The sequence below is a fragment of the Nocardia beijingensis NBRC 16342 genome, assembly GCF_001612785.1.
Lineage (GTDB): Bacteria > Actinomycetota > Actinomycetes > Mycobacteriales > Mycobacteriaceae > Nocardia > Nocardia beijingensis.
The window spans coordinates 1-13,359 of sequence record NZ_BDBC01000070.1 but is presented as its reverse complement, the minus strand read 5'-3'; the positions used below and the strand labels follow the sequence as shown (position 1 = coordinate 13,359).

At 68.1% G+C, this 13,359-nt stretch carries 15 protein-coding genes; 7 read left to right on the top strand and 8 right to left on the bottom strand.

Translation table 11 applies throughout. The annotated features are described in order from the left end of the window. Nucleotides 1-23 precede the first annotated feature (23 nt). Nucleotides 24-857, top strand: coding sequence for an ABC transporter permease (locus NB3_RS31230; RefSeq protein ID WP_067810405.1), 834 nt, complete (start codon nt 24-26; stop codon nt 855-857). A 65-nt stretch (nt 858-922) separates the two neighbouring features. Here NB3_RS31230 and NB3_RS31225 read toward each other — a convergent pair whose 3' ends face one another. Next, nucleotides 923-4,267 carry an AfsR/SARP family transcriptional regulator gene (locus NB3_RS31225; RefSeq protein WP_307696243.1) on the bottom strand — a complete coding sequence of 1,115 codons (3,345 nt, stop codon included), beginning with the start codon at nt 4,265-4,267 and terminating at the stop codon, nt 923-925. A 132-nt stretch (nt 4,268-4,399) separates the two neighbouring features. Here NB3_RS31225 and NB3_RS31220 point away from each other — a divergent pair, with 132 nt between their 5' ends. Both NB3_RS31220 and NB3_RS31215 read left to right on the top strand, forming a co-directional pair. Then, on the top strand, nt 4,400-4,864 hold the full coding sequence (locus tag NB3_RS31220) for an SRPBCC family protein (protein WP_067810404.1): 465 nt from the start codon (nt 4,400-4,402) through the stop codon (nt 4,862-4,864). A 63-nt stretch (nt 4,865-4,927) separates the two neighbouring features. After that, nucleotides 4,928-5,797: a 1,4-dihydroxy-2-naphthoate polyprenyltransferase gene (locus NB3_RS31215; protein WP_067810402.1), complete on the top strand. Its 870-nt coding sequence runs from the start codon at nt 4,928-4,930 to the stop codon at nt 5,795-5,797. A gap of 86 nt (nt 5,798-5,883) precedes the next feature. Here NB3_RS31215 and NB3_RS31210 read toward each other — a convergent pair whose 3' ends face one another. The 5 genes from NB3_RS31210 to NB3_RS31190 form a co-directional block, all read right to left on the bottom strand. Beyond that, nucleotides 5,884-6,267 (bottom strand): phage holin family protein, encoded by a 384-nt coding sequence (locus NB3_RS31210; RefSeq protein WP_067810400.1) that lies wholly within the window; start codon nt 6,265-6,267, stop codon nt 5,884-5,886. Between the two features lie 74 nt (nt 6,268-6,341). Then, nucleotides 6,342-6,923: a Clp protease N-terminal domain-containing protein gene (locus tag NB3_RS31205; RefSeq protein ID WP_067810398.1), complete on the bottom strand. Its 582-nt coding sequence runs from the start codon at nt 6,921-6,923 to the stop codon at nt 6,342-6,344. Continuing rightward, the gene (locus NB3_RS31200) at nt 6,923-7,144 is read right to left on the bottom strand and encodes a helix-turn-helix domain-containing protein (RefSeq protein ID WP_067810393.1); all 222 of its coding nucleotides are present in this window, start codon (nt 7,142-7,144) and stop codon (nt 6,923-6,925) included. The genes NB3_RS31205 and NB3_RS31200 overlap by 1 nt, the downstream gene beginning before the upstream one ends. A gap of 118 nt (nt 7,145-7,262) precedes the next feature. Beyond that, nucleotides 7,263-8,348, bottom strand: coding sequence for an L-cysteine desulfhydrase Cds1 (gene cds1, locus NB3_RS31195; RefSeq protein ID WP_067810391.1), 1,086 nt, complete (start codon nt 8,346-8,348; stop codon nt 7,263-7,265). Then, nucleotides 8,345-8,707: a DUF4229 domain-containing protein gene (locus tag NB3_RS31190; protein WP_067810389.1), complete on the bottom strand. Its 363-nt coding sequence runs from the start codon at nt 8,705-8,707 to the stop codon at nt 8,345-8,347. Before NB3_RS31190 ends, cds1 begins: the two co-directional genes overlap by 4 nt. Nucleotides 8,708-8,892: 185 nt before the next feature. Between NB3_RS31190 and NB3_RS31185 the strand changes: the two genes are divergently transcribed. Beyond that, nucleotides 8,893-9,105, top strand: coding sequence for a BldC family transcriptional regulator (locus NB3_RS31185; protein WP_039802103.1), 213 nt, complete (start codon nt 8,893-8,895; stop codon nt 9,103-9,105). Nucleotides 9,106-9,222: 117 nt separating this feature from the next. Further along, nucleotides 9,223-9,429, top strand: coding sequence for a hypothetical protein (locus NB3_RS34620; RefSeq protein ID WP_043733248.1), 207 nt, complete (start codon nt 9,223-9,225; stop codon nt 9,427-9,429). A 168-nt stretch (nt 9,430-9,597) separates the two neighbouring features. Here NB3_RS34620 and NB3_RS31180 read toward each other — a convergent pair whose 3' ends face one another. Next, nucleotides 9,598-10,206, bottom strand: a complete 609-nt coding sequence (locus NB3_RS31180; RefSeq protein WP_067810386.1) for a DUF8020 domain-containing protein — start codon at nt 10,204-10,206, stop codon at nt 9,598-9,600. Between the two features lie 309 nt (nt 10,207-10,515). Between NB3_RS31180 and lppU the strand changes: the two genes are divergently transcribed. Continuing rightward, entirely contained in the window at nt 10,516-11,166 is a 651-nt protein-coding gene (gene lppU / locus NB3_RS31175; RefSeq protein ID WP_157112113.1) for an LppU family putative lipoprotein, read from the top strand. 279 nt (nt 11,167-11,445) lie between these two features. Here lppU and NB3_RS35745 read toward each other — a convergent pair whose 3' ends face one another. Then, nucleotides 11,446-12,597, bottom strand: a complete 1,152-nt coding sequence (locus NB3_RS35745; RefSeq protein WP_169810771.1) for a GNAT family N-acetyltransferase — start codon at nt 12,595-12,597, stop codon at nt 11,446-11,448. 52 nt (nt 12,598-12,649) lie between these two features. On the opposite strand from NB3_RS35745, the gene NB3_RS35395 reads away from it, so the two are divergent. Continuing rightward, the coding region (locus tag NB3_RS35395) for a helix-turn-helix domain-containing protein (RefSeq protein WP_157112112.1) at nt 12,650-13,359 on the top strand (710 nt) is incomplete at its 3' end.

Sequence of the window (13,359 nt, the reverse complement as noted above, 5' to 3'; positions counted from 1 at the left end):
GCCGGCCGAGAAGGAGCACAACCATGACCACCATCACCGCGACCGAGACGCGCCGAACGGCGCCGACGAGCATTCCCGAAGTGAGCAACCGCGTCCCGCTCGTCCAGGCGGCGGCGAACTCGTTCACCATGGCCTACCGCGGCCTGCTGAAGATCAAGCACAAGCCCGAGCAGCTGTTCGACGTGACGATCCAGCCGATCCTGTTCACCGCCCTGTTCGCCTACATCTTCGGCGGTGCCATCGGCGGCAGCGTGCAGGACTACCTGCCGGTCCTGATCCCCGGCATCCTGGTGCAGACGGTGGTACTCACCTCGGTCGTCACCGGCACCCAGTTGCGCGAGGACATGGACAAGGGCGTCTTCGACCGGTTCAAGTCCCTGCCGATCGCCCGCATCTCGGCGCTGGCCGGCGCCCTGCTGGCGGATATGGTGCGCTACGCCCTCGCCACCGTGCTCACCATCGTCGTCGGCGTCGCCATCGGCTATCGCCCGGAGGGCGGTGTGCTCGGGGTCGTCGTGGCGGGTCTGGTCATCGTCTTCTGCTCGTTCGCGATCAGCTGGATCTGGGCGCTGGTCGGGGTCACCGGCAAGAGCGCGGCGGGCGTGCAGGGCATCTCGATGATGATCATGTTCCCGCTGACCTTCATGTCCGGCGCCTTCGCACTGGTGAGCACGATGCCGGGCTGGATGCAGGGCCTCAACCACGTGAACCCGGTGTACTACATGGTGAACACGTGCCGAGGGTTGATGAACGGCGCCGCCTTCGGCAGCGATCTGGCGTGGTCGTTGCTCGGCTCGCTGGTCGTCATCGCGATCTTCGCCCCCCTCACGGTCCGGGCGTACATGCGCCGGGCGTGAGCCGTCCGACAAATGCGGGCCGGGTGACCTCGTCACCCGGCCCGTTCTCGTATCCCGCGCGGAGGTCAGTGCGCGTCGGCCACGCTTGCGAGCATCCGCATGATGCGGTCCGCGGACTCGTTGCGGCGCAGGTGGCCGAGGCGGCGGCGGGCTTCGTCGACCCGCTCCGCGCCGAGTTTCGCGATCGCCGCGTCCAGGTGCCGTTGCCACCGCATCGAGGGGTAATCCTGTCGGCACAAAACGTTCGGAGCCAGCACCAGCATGTCGAGACCGACGGTGGCCGTACGGTCGACGGCGATGAGGTAGGAGCCGATCGCGCAGGAGACGGCGCCGATCTGCGGGAGGTCCCGGTATTGGGACATCATCGGCACGGCGATCTCGGCCAGCTGCGCGGCCAGGGCCGCGCTCCGGTCGGCGGCGCCGTGCAGTACCCGCGCGTCCAGCGCCGCCGCGGCCAGCATCAGGGCGCCGGGCCCTGGATTGAGGAAGTTGTTGTCCGGCCAGCCGAACAGCTCCAGCGCGCGCTCGTAGCGGGCGAACCCGTCTGCGATGTCGCCTTCCGCGAGCGCCACCTCCGCCGAACTCTGCATCACGGTGGACAGCAAGCGATTCTGCCCGAAGGACGAGTTGTCCAGGTCCGGGGTGCCGAACACGATGGCGAGGTCCCGCCGGGCCTGCTCGAGTTCGCCCGCGCCGACCAGCGCACCCACCAGATAGCTGTGGATTTCCACGGTGTCCTCGTAGGCGCCGAGCCGTTGCAGCACGTCGAGCGCACGGCGGTAGTAGGTCACCGCTTCGGCGTACTGGGCGACCTGTCCGCAAACCTGGCCGAGATGCCTGGACACCATGGCGACGCTCCAGACGTTGTCGCGTCCAAGGACGTGCAACGCCTTGTCCGCGTCGAGGGTGGAGCCGCGCACGTCACCGAGGTTCTCCCGGATGTTGGCGCGCAACAGCAGCGCCGAGGCCCTGGTCTCGGGATCGGGCGAGCGCACCGCCTCGGCGAGCAACCTGCTCAGCCCGCGTCCGTCGGCTCTCGTGAGCACGACACGGCCGACGAAGCGGATGGTCTCGCTGACCTCGGAGCAGGTGCGGAGCAACCGGCGCACGCGATGGCGCAGCCGCGCGAGTTCCCTGGTGCCGCCGTTGGTATAGGCGAGATGCAGGAGGGTCATCTGATACGTGACGAGCACGAGGTCGGGACGTGGCCCGTCCTGGCCGAGGTCGGCCATCTCCAGTTCGATGACCCGCTCGGCCCACGCGATCACTTCCGAGTGCGATCCTCGGATCAACCACAGCGCGCCGACGACCGGAAACACCGTGTACGCCGTTGCCGCGTCCCGTCGTTCGATCGCGCAGCGCAGCGCGGCGAGCAAGTTGTCCAGCTCCGCCGCGAGGGCCAGCGCGAGGTGGAACTGATCGCCGGTCATGTACCGGCCCGCCACGTCGTCGGCGTAGTCCCTGGCCCACCGCATCATCCGGGCATCGACCGTTTGCGGCTCTCCCGTCGCGGCGGCGAGCTGCTCTTCACCGTATTCCCGCACCGTCTCCAACATCCGGTACCGGGTGCCGAGCGTCTCGTCGTCCAGCACGGTGAGCAGCGATTGGTTGACCAGACCGTCGACGGCCGCCGCGACGTCGGTCACGTCGGGTCCACCCGCGACCGCCTCGGCCGCCGACAGCGTGAAACCGGCCGGGAACCGGCACAACCGGCGCAGTGTCGCCTGCTGTTCGATGTCGAGCAGGTTCCAGCTCCAGTCGATCACCGCGTGCAGCGTGCGGTGGCGTTCGGGTGAGCTGCGGTCGCCGTGGCGCAGCAGCGCGAACCGATCGGCCAGCCGCTCGTTGATCTCCTCGACGCTCATCACGCGCACCCGGGCCGCGGCCAGCTCGATGGCCAGCGGCAGCCCGTCGAGGGTGTGGCACAGCTGGGCGACCACGTCCGGATCCAGCCGGACGCCGGGCCGCACCGCTCGCGCCCGCGCGGCGAACAGCTCGGTGGCGGGTGAGCCCGCCGGATGGATGGTCAGCGGCGGCAAGGGATACACCGTCTCGGCCGTGATGGTCAGCGGCGAGCGGCTCGTGGTGAGCACGGTCAGCCGGGGTGCGGCGCCGATCAGATCGGCGACCACCACGGCGATGGCGTCGATCAAGTGCTCACAGTTGTCCAGAATCAGCAGCATCGCGCGGGCCGACACCGCGTCGTGCAGCCGTCTGCGCAGGTCGACGGGCTGCCCGGACCGCAGCGTGGCGGTGTCGAAGGTGACCTCGCTGAGCCCGAGCACCGCGGCGATCGCCGCCTCGATCTCGACCCTGGCGTCGTCGCCGTCGGCACGCACCGAGGCCAGCTCGACCAGCGCGACCGGACAGGCGGCCGCCGCCTGCCAGCCGATCTCGTTGGCGACCCTGGTCTTGCCCGCACCGCCGGGGCCGAGCACGGTCACCACCCGGGCATCGCGGAGCAGCTCGGTCAAGGCGGAGATGTCGGCGTCCCGGCCGAGCAGTGCGTTGGGCGCGGCGCGCAGGCCGATGGCGGCGAGGTGCGGGGTCCGCGGTGGGTGGTCGGGCGATGGTCTCGTCTCGGCCGCCAGCCCGCCTCGGGGAACGCCGTCCTCGCTTGCGGCGCTGCCCGAGCGCGACGGCCCGGTGCGTCCGACCCGCTCGCCACGCAAGATGGCGGTATGGGTCTCGGTGAGCGCGGGACCCGGGTCGGTGCCGAGTTCCTCGGCCAAGCGGGAACGGAACACGGCGAACGATTCCACTGCCTCGTTGGGCCGCCCCGCCGCCGCCAACAGGCGCATCAGGGTTTGCTGCGCGGGCTCGTCCAGCGGTTCGGCAGCGGCGCGCAGCCGGGCGAGGCCCAAAGCGCCGTCGATGTCGCCGCCGTCCTCGCGTGCGGTGAGTTCGAGCTCGTCGAGTTCGGCCAGGCGCCGTCCGGCCGCGGCACGCAGCTCGTCGGCGAGATCGCCCGGCGGCAGATCGGCGCCTGGGTCCCCGCGCCACATTGCCCGCGCTTCCGCGATCTGGGCCAGGCATCCCGGTAGGTCGCCCGCCACGTGCAGTTCGCGCGCCCGCGCCACCCGCTCGCCCACCGAGGACAAGTCGACCTGATCCGCGCCGAGGGTCAACCGGTAGCCAGCCGGACCGATCTCCAGCGCTCCTTCGGGCAGCGCCGACCGCAGCCGGGAGACCTGGGTGTGCAGCGCGTTCATCGGCGATCGCGGCGGCTGTTCGCCCCAGACGTCCTCGATCAGGGCCTGCGCGCCGCGACTACGGCCGGGCCGCAGGGCAAGGGCGGTGAGCAGGAGCCGGGAGCGCGCACCGGGCAGGGGCGTCAGCAGGCCGTCCCGGCGCAGCGCGACCTCGCCCAGCAAGGCCACCACGACCGATTCGCCTGCGGGCGTCGTCACTGCTCGACTGTGGCCGTGCGGGCCGCTGTGCTCCGGAAACATCCCGCGGTCATCGTAGGCGAGCGGGCCGGAGAAGCTCGACACGAATTCTTTGCCGCCGCTGCGAGCGGTCGGTCGCATAGTGTGACCCCCATGGCTGAGTTCGAGGTGGTCCGATCGGCCGTGATCACGGCCGACCCCGCGCGCGTGCACGGGCTGATCAACGATTTCCACAAGTGGGTCGAGTGGTCGCCCTGGGAGGACCTCGACCCGCAGCTGCAGCGCAGCTATTCCGGCGCGGAATCCGGGGTCGGCGCGCGGTATGCCTGGAGCGGCAACCGCAAGGCCGGAGCGGGCAGCATGGAGATCATCGGCAGCGCCGACCGGGAGATCAGCGTGCGCTTGGAGTTCCTGAAGCCTATGAAGGCCACCAACATGGTGACCTTCCTGCTGGACCCGGTCGAGACCGGCACCCAAGTGACCTGGCGGATGACCGGGCGGCAGACCGGTCTGATGAGCGTCATCGGCAAGTTCATCCCGATGGACAAGTTCGTCGGCCGGGATTTCGAAAAGGGACTCGCGCGGATGCAGGAGGCGGTGATGGCCGGAACGGCCTGATCGCTGCTGCCAAGCGCGGGCTGAGGACGGACTCCGTCCGGCTGCGCACATTATGCTGCGAACATGGCTACTGCAGCGCAATGGATCGAGGGCGCGCGACCACGTACCCTGCCGAACGCGATCGCCCCGGTGCTCGCCGGTACCGGCGCCGCCGCGTCGATCGACGGCGCGGTGTGGTGGAAAGCGATTCTCGCGCTGCTCGTTTCGCTGGCGCTGATCATCGGCGTGAACTACGCCAACGACTACTCCGACGGTGTCCGCGGCACCGATGACGTCCGGGTCGGCCCGCTGCGCCTGGTGGGGCAGAAGCTGGCCTCGCCCGCCGCGGTGAAGACGGCGGCGATCGTCAGCTTGGTCGTCGGGGCCGTCTTCGGCTTGGTGCTGGTGTTGACCAGCGCTTGGTGGCTGCTGCTGATCGGCGCGGCCTGCCTGGCCGGCGCCTGGTACTACACCGGCGGCAGCAAGCCCTATGGCTACAGCGGATTCGGCGAGGTCGCGGTCTTCGTCTTCTTCGGCTTGGTCGCCGTGCTCGGCACCCAGTTCGTGCAGGCGGGCCGGATCGACTGGGTCGGCGTGCTGCTCGCGATCGCGGTGGGCGCGTTCTCCAGCGCGGTGCTGGTCGCGAACAACCTGCGCGACATCCCCACCGACACCGGCTCGGGAAAAGTCACGCTCGCGGTGAAACTCGGCGATCCGCGCACCCGCACGCTGCACCTGGTTCTGCTCACCGTGCCGTTCCTGGTGACGTTGGCGCTGGTCGCCCGCACACCCTTGGCGCTGGCCGGACTGCTCGCGATTCCGCTCGCCGTGCGCGCCAACGCCCCGGTGCGGGGCGGCAAAGGCGGTCTGGAACTGATTCCCGCGCTGCGTGATTCCGGCTTGGCGCTGCTGGCCTGGTCGGCGATCACGGCGCTGGCGGTCGGGCTGGGCTAGCACGCCCGGCCTCGCGGATCGAGTCGACCGCGTGGGCCCGATCACGCGAAGCGCGACGAAGCATCGCGCGTTCGCGCCTGCGCGGACTAATCCTCGTCCGGGACCAGGATGCCGAGCACCCAGTTCACGAGCGAGACGATGATGCCGCCGAACACCGCGGCCCAGAATCCCTCCACGCGCAGGCCGTAATCGGTGAAGGCTTCGGTGATCTCGGCGGTCAGCCACAGCATGAGCGCGTTGATCAGCAGCAGGAACAGGCCGAGCGTCACGATCACCAGCGGTAGTGACAACAGCTGCACGATCGGCTTGACCAGGGCGTTCACCACCGTGAACACCGCGGCCACCGCGAGGACCACCCCGATTTTGGCGCCGTTGCCGCCTTCGGGGGCGAGAATATCGATCTTGTCGATCCAGAAGGCGGCCAGCCAGATGGCCACCGCGTTGATGATCAACCGAATCACGAGCTGCATGGCCCAATGCTAGGCGTCGGAGGCGGACATGCGCCGCTGAAGAACCCGAACTCCGGCGGCGCATGTCCGCCCGCTCAGGCCGCACGGTCGAGCAGGGCGTGCACCTTGGGCCGCAGTTCACCGATCGCGGCGGAACCGCCGAGCAGGCGCTCCGTCGTCTGGTTCGGGGCGCGCAGTATGCCGAGCAGCATGTGCCCCGACTCGATGGTCTTGTCCTTGCGGCCCAACGCCTCCCGCAAGGCGAGCTCGAGCACCTTCTTCGCGTCCTTCGTGAACGGAATGTGCCCGTAGTACCCACCGCGGCTCCAGGGGAACGGCCCGCGGCGCGGGTCCGGCGCGGCCCGGTCGAGCGCGTCCTCGCCGAAATGCGCTTCCAGCGACTCACGGACGGCGTCCAGATCGATGCCGATGGAGCGCAAGGCCTCGGCGTCCTCGGGGCCGAGCGGTATCCCGTTGCCTTGCTCGGCCAGCGCTCGGCGCACGCTGTCGCGAGTAAGTCCCGCTTCGGCGAGCAACGTCGTCAACTCCGGCTCGGCCTGCGCGAGCACGCCGAGCAATACGTGCTCCACCTCGATATTCGACGCGTGGAGTTCGCGCGCGTCCTCCTGGGCGACGATGATCGCCGTGCGCGCAGACCTGCTGAACCGCTCGAACATCAGCGGATCCTGCCTTTCCGGTTGTACTTCTGGTGCACTGCCTGCTTGCTGACCTCGAGCGCCTCCGCGATCGCCTGCCACGACCAGCCCTGAGCACGGGCGTTGGCCACCTGGATCGCCTCGAGACGTTCGAGCAGCCTGCGTAGCGCGAGCACCGCGCGCAGCCCGACCTTGGGATCGGGGCTGCCCGCGGCCGCCGCGAGTGTGGTTGCTTCCGTCATGTCGTCAATTTTGGTTGACGCTCACGCACGATGTCAACAAAAATTGACGATCCAGGACATGACAGAGCCCCGTTCCGCTTCAGGCGAACGACGAACCCCTAACCGGGGCGCGAACGGATCAGGCGTCCCAGATTCCGGTCGCCACGAACTTCTCCAACACGGCGGTCGGCTCCGCGAGCTCCAAACCCTGGGACGCCACCCACCCGTCGTCGAAATACGTTCCGGCGTAGCGATCCCCGCCGTCACACAGCAGGGTGACGACGCTGCCGCCGCGTCCATCCGACAGCATCTCGGCGATCAACGCGAAGACGCCCCACAGGTTGGTGCCGGTCGATCCGCCGACCCGGCGGCCGAGCCGCGCGCTCGCGAACCGCGCCGCCGCGATGGACGCCGCGTCGGGCACCTCGAACATGCGGTCCACGATCTGACCGACGAACGACGGTTCGACGCGCGGACGGCCGATGCCTTCGATCCGGGAGGGCATTCCGGTCTGGTAACCCGCGTCCCCGGTCTCGTAGCCGCCGTAGAAGGCGGAGTTCTCCGGGTCGACCACGGCCAGCTTCGTCGCGTGCCTGCGGTACCGGATGTAGCGGCCGATCGTGGCGCTGGTGCCGCCGGTGCCCGCGCCGACCACGATCCACTCCGGCACCGGATTGGTCTCCAGCGCCATCTGCTGGAAGATCGATTCGGCGATGTTGTTGTTGCCGCGCCAGTCGGTCGCGCGTTCGGCGTGGGTGAACTGGTCCATGTAGTGCCCGCCGCATTCGGCCGCCAGCCGCGCCGCCTCGGTGTACATGTCCGGCGGGCGCCGCACGAAATGACAGCGACCGCCCTGCGCCTCGATCAGCGCGATCTTCTGCGGAGAGGTGCTCGCGGGCATCACCGCGACGAAGTCCAGACCGAGCAGCTTCGCGAAATAGGCCTCGCTGACCGCCGTCGAACCCGACGACGCCTCCACCACGGTCGTCCCCTCGGTGACCCAGCCGTTGCAGATCGCGTACAGGAACAGCGAGCGGGCCAGGCGGTGCTTGAGGCTGCCGGTGATGTGGGTGGACTCGTCCTTCAGGTAGAGCTGGATGTTCCACTCGGCGGGCAGCGGGTAGCGCAGCAAGTGAGTGTCCGCGCTGCGCTGGGTGTCGGCGTCGATCAACCGCACCGCGTTGTCGACCCAGTCGCGCGGCGCGGTGCGATCGCAGGACTTCACGAAGACGTCCCCGACTCCGGCCCAGCGGGCGGCTCCTCGCCGCGCAACCGCGCCCGTAGCTCGGCCTTGTCCCGGCGTCTGCGCTCGTCGACCAGGGCGATGTCCTCGTTCACCTTGGCTCGCAGCCGCTTGAACAGCACCAGCGACAGCGGCATCGCGATGATGAGCGCGAACAAGGCGGCGACCACGATGGGGATGTCCACCGACACCAGCCGTGCGGCGAGCACGATCAGCGCGGCGAGCACTACCACGAGACCCAACCTCGCGACGGTGTAAAGGGCCAGATTGCGGGCCAGACGACGACCAGCGCCAGCCGTTTGCTGTCCGGAAGCACCTTTTGGTGGATTCGCGTCACGCACATCCCTCAGCCTATGCGAAGCTGTTGCCCGCCCCCGGTGCACGCCCAACAGCCGGGGGTGGGGCGCGCATCCGATTTGTCTATTACCTCCCCTTTACCAACTGTAGGTGGTTCGAGTACCTAGGGGTTTCAGTGCGACGATGGCGCCATCTGATGAGGGAACTGTCGAGAACGGAGAGGTTTGCTATGACTGCGATCACCGTCGGCGGCCAGGACACCCTGCTGACTCCGGGCCAGGTTGCTGCCCTGTTCCACGTCGACCCCAAGACCGTGACGCGCTGGGCTCACGCCGGGCGCCTCGGGTCGCTGCGCACACCGGGCGGACATCGCCGGTTCCGCGAATCGGAAGTACTCCAGCTGCTCAAGTCGCTGACCACCGAGGCGACCGCAGCACGCTGATCGCAGGGCGCGCGGACCTGTCGTGCTCGGGTCCGCGCTCGCCCGCAGACCATTTTCGCGTCTGCGGTGTGCTGGAGTCACGTCCGCGGCTACCCTCGTAACCAGGAGGTGAGCGACGTGACGTACCTGTTGGCACTCATCGCGGTGGTGGCAATAGCGGTGTTGTGCTGGAAGGCGTTCGGCCCCGAGCGGACTGGACCCACTGCCCCGCAGACGCGTTCACCACAGCGCAAGCGCGTCATCGGACCCGACGACGACCCGGAGTTCCTCTGGCGACTATCCCGCCAGCACCGTGACGGCGAGTCCGGTTCCGCCGAGCGCTGAGCTTCGCATCAGCCGCGCGATAGCACGCGTCCAGCGGTATCCGGCGTTCGCGCGTTCTTCTTCGCTCCGCCGTGGGGTCGAACCTTCAACGCCACGGCGATCGACGACCCGGTCCGGGTGCGGCAGGCGCGCTGCGGTGCGCCTGCCGCACCCGATCCGCGGTGCCGATCAGGGCTCGCCGTTGACGACCGCCATCAGCGCGTCCATGAACGGCTGCCCGCCCTGGATGGCTCCGCCCGCGATCGCGCCGACGACCAAGCCGATCGGGCCGGTGATGATGCTGAAGAAGCCCAGGCCGATCAAGGCCCCGAGCAGTCCGCCGAGCAGCGCGCCCCCGACCACGCCGACCACGTTCTGGTTCAGCTCGGCGATGAGTCGGTTCATCGAGCTGATCGGCTGCATCTCGCCGATCTCCTTGGCGCCTGCCACCGGGGTGAGCGCCAGACGCCGTCCGCTGTCGCTGATTTCGTGCGCGACCGACAGCTTGCTGCCGGAAACCTGGAAGGTCAGCGGCACTTCGGCCACCACGGCTCCGGTGTCGGAGGTCAGCCTGATCTTGGTGCCGTCGTCGGCCACCGCGAAGGCGCCGTGCTCGACGGCGGTGGTGATCGCTCCGGTCTCGCGCGAGACCGTGGTGTGGTAGTCGACCCCCTGCTCTACGCCGGTAGTCGTGATCTCACGCTCCGGCTCCACGGGTTTCGCGTTCGCGGCCCCCGCTGTGATGCCCACTGCGGCAACCGCACCGAGCGCAATGGCGGCAATAGTGCCGAACTTCATTCTGGAATTCCTTCTCACCGAGACACCGGCTCCGGAGGCCGGATGGCGTGTGACTGTACAGCGCCCGTGACTTGTTTCCAGACTCGGCGACCGGCACACATGATCGAGCGGTTTGTTATCCGATCGTGATCACTACCGCCGACGACGGGCACACTGGTGAATTCCCATGGCGTATCACTGCTCCTGGGAAGGAAAACTCGACGCGGACGTGCCGCGTAGTGTAAGCATGGCGTGGTCTTCGATACGCAAGATTCACAACTTCGGGTCGCTAGGTGGGTTCGAAGGGTTTACAGCTCGGGAGGACGTGACGTGTCGCGCCAACGTGTCCGCGCCGGTATCACCCTGGCCGCCTTCATGGTCGGGACCGGGGTGGCGGCCACCCTCGTGGTCGTCGCCGCGCTGTCGATGTCCGGTCCGGCCGACGAGCCGGCCAAGGCCGCCGCCCAGGCCGCCACCGCCTCGACCGCATCGACGCCCCCGCCGACCACCGAGGAGCCGCTGCCGACCACCACGGAGGCATTGCCCACCACGTCGGCGCTGCGCGGCGCGTCGAACAAGAGCGCGACGAGCATGCAGGTGAACATCGGCGACTGCGTGCAGCTCGGCGGCGCGGGCGCGATCGACAAAACCGCTTGTGGCAGCCCGAATTCGGTCTACAAGGTGATCGAGAAGGCGCCGGCCAACGCCACTTGTCCCACCGACGCCGACCACACCTACAACGAAACCTTGCACGGGGCGACCCAGGCCGCGCTGTGCCTGGACATCGACTGGGTCGTCGGCGGTTGCATGGAATTGACACCCGGCAGCCCCAAGCGCCTCGACTGCGCCGCCCACACTCCGGGCGCGGTCCGGGTGATCGACATCAAGCAGAACACCGTCGACGTCAACGCCTGCGGCTCGGCCGACAGCGGAATCGTTTATCAGCAACGACATTTCGTCGTCTGCGTGGCTCGCCTGTAGGGCTCCGTACGCGCGCGTACCACACGCCGCGAGGCACGACACGGCCGCCTACACTGGCTTATTAACAGACATGTGAAGTCAGGTGTCCCTTAAGACGCCGGGGCTCGAAACGTTATTCGTTCTGTCGGTGGATATTTCGGCATGTTACCGCGAAACTATGTCCCGAACCGAAGTCGCTCTCGCGCAATTCGAGCTGCACAATCTGAAACGTCCGCATTCAATTCTTTTGGCGCAGACGTGCCAATAAAAACCCCACAATTCCGCGAAATACTTGCTGCGTCAGGCCGCGTCGTTCAGCGGCAGCCCCATGAGCACCGCGTCCCACAGCTCGCCGCTGCGCCGCCGGTAGTGCCCGCGCAACACGCCCTCGACCTCGAAACCGGCTCGGGCGTAGAGCGCCATCGCGCGCTGGTTGTGCGGCCACACTTGGAGACTCACCTTGTGGGCACCCTGATCCCGAGACCAACGGATCACCCGCTCGAGCAGTGCCGTCCCGGCGCCGCGTCCGCGTAGGTCCGCCGCGACCATCATCGCGAACGTGGTGACGCCAGGTGTGGTGAAGTAGACCGTCGCCGTGCCCGCGATGCCGCCGTCGGCCTTCGCCGTCACGAAGACTCCATGCTTCTCGTCACTGACGTGCGCCCGGATCTGACGGGCAGTGTCTTCCGTGTCGAACGGCGCCTCGGCGCCGATCCATTTGCCCTCCCCGGCCACCGCGAGGCGCAACTGGACGATCCCGTCGACGTCGACTTCCCGCGCGACGCGGGCCGTGGGCCGATCGGTCGGCGATTTCGGGCTCGCCGACGGACGAGCCGGAGGGAGCCGCGCGTACATGAACATGTCACGACGCCTGTCGCCGACTTGCTGCCACCCACACAGCAGCCCCTCACGCCGGAACCCCGCCCCCTCGGCCGTACGGATCGAAGCGGTGTTCCACGGTTCGACATAGAGCTGGAGCCGGGCAACGGCCAACTGCTCGAACGCCCAGTCCGCCACCGCTCGCAACGCGTGCGCGGCCACACCTCGTCCACGAGCGGACCCCACCAGCCAGTACCCCACCGACGCCCGGCCTTCGCCGAGATCCGTTGTCCACACACCGATACTCCCGAGCGGCTTTCCGTCCGCCGCTCGCGCGATCACAAAGGGATACCCGCTTCCGCTCACGGGTCGATCCCACTGCCGCTCGACGAACTTCTTCGCCGCGTCCTCGGTGTAGATCGACGGCACAGTGGTGATCAACGGGATCAAGTCGTCATCCGACGCTTCCCGCACCAAGTCGAGATCCGCAGACGACATCGACCAAGGTCGAAGAACCAGTTCACCTGCTGCCGCGGCCAATTCCGGCACTCGACAAAATCCGGCCGTATCCGAGTTCTTCCCCACCAGACGATGATCACCGGCCACGGTGGCGGGCGCCACGGATTCGGCCATGTTATTTCAGCAGGAGCCTGACGAGTATCGGAAGGTCCCGTAGCCTCGGGCCATGAGCACAGATCTCGGGGAACGCCTGCGATCGGTTCGTAAGCGAAGTGGTCTGACGCAACGTGAACTCGCCCAGAGTTCGGGGGTTTCGCTGTCTCTGATTCGCAAGATCGAACAGGGCGAGCGCGACGACACTCGCATTCAGACGCTTCGACGGCTGGCCGTGGCGATGGGCTGCCCGCTCTCGGCGCTACTCGGCCCCACTCCTGGCCGACCCGAGACCGAGGGCGGCGAGCTCTGGCTTCCTACTCGGCGGGCTCTCGTGTCGATCGCGGACGGACACGCGGCCGAAACTCCCGCCGAGCGGAGCATGAACGAATCACTGGTCGCGGCCGTGAAGCTCTACCACGACAACGAGTACGAGCAGTTGAGTCGGCTACTTCCCCACCTGATAGTCGATGGACGCGCCGCGACGCCGCTCATGCGCTCCCGGATTCTGCAATTGGTCGGGTCGGTGCTGGTCCAGACTCGGCAACTACAGTCCGCGAGCACCGCACTCGAGCAGTCACTGAGGGACGCGGAGTCGACCGGGAACGTACTCGACGCCGCGTCGGCAGTGATCACTCTGTGCTGGCTGCTACTCGTGGAACGGCAGTTCGAGCAGGTCCGCACCCTGGCGGTGTCGTGGGCAGACCGTATCGAGCCGCGCCTGTCTGTTGCCACGACACGTGAGCTGTCGACATGGGGATGGCTGCTGTTGCGCGGCTCGGT

Coding starts and splice junctions, on each gene's coding strand:
- NB3_RS31230 (WP_067810405.1), top strand. CDS start 24: ATGACCACCATCACCGCGACCGAGACGCGCCGAACGGCGCCGACGAGC.
- NB3_RS31220 (WP_067810404.1), top strand. CDS start 4,400: ATGGCTGAGTTCGAGGTGGTCCGATCGGCCGTGATCACGGCCGACCCC.
- NB3_RS31215 (WP_067810402.1), top strand. CDS start 4,928: ATGGCTACTGCAGCGCAATGGATCGAGGGCGCGCGACCACGTACCCTG.
- NB3_RS31210 (WP_067810400.1), bottom strand. CDS start 6,267: ATGCAGCTCGTGATTCGGTTGATCATCAACGCGGTGGCCATCTGGCTG.
- NB3_RS31205 (WP_067810398.1), bottom strand. CDS start 6,923: ATGTTCGAGCGGTTCAGCAGGTCTGCGCGCACGGCGATCATCGTCGCC.
- NB3_RS31200 (WP_067810393.1), bottom strand. CDS start 7,144: ATGACGGAAGCAACCACACTCGCGGCGGCCGCGGGCAGCCCCGATCCC.
- NB3_RS31185 (WP_039802103.1), top strand. CDS start 8,893: ATGACTGCGATCACCGTCGGCGGCCAGGACACCCTGCTGACTCCGGGC.
- NB3_RS31180 (WP_067810386.1), bottom strand. CDS start 10,206: ATGAAGTTCGGCACTATTGCCGCCATTGCGCTCGGTGCGGTTGCCGCA.
- NB3_RS35745 (WP_169810771.1), bottom strand. CDS start 12,597: ATGGCCGAATCCGTGGCGCCCGCCACCGTGGCCGGTGATCATCGTCTG.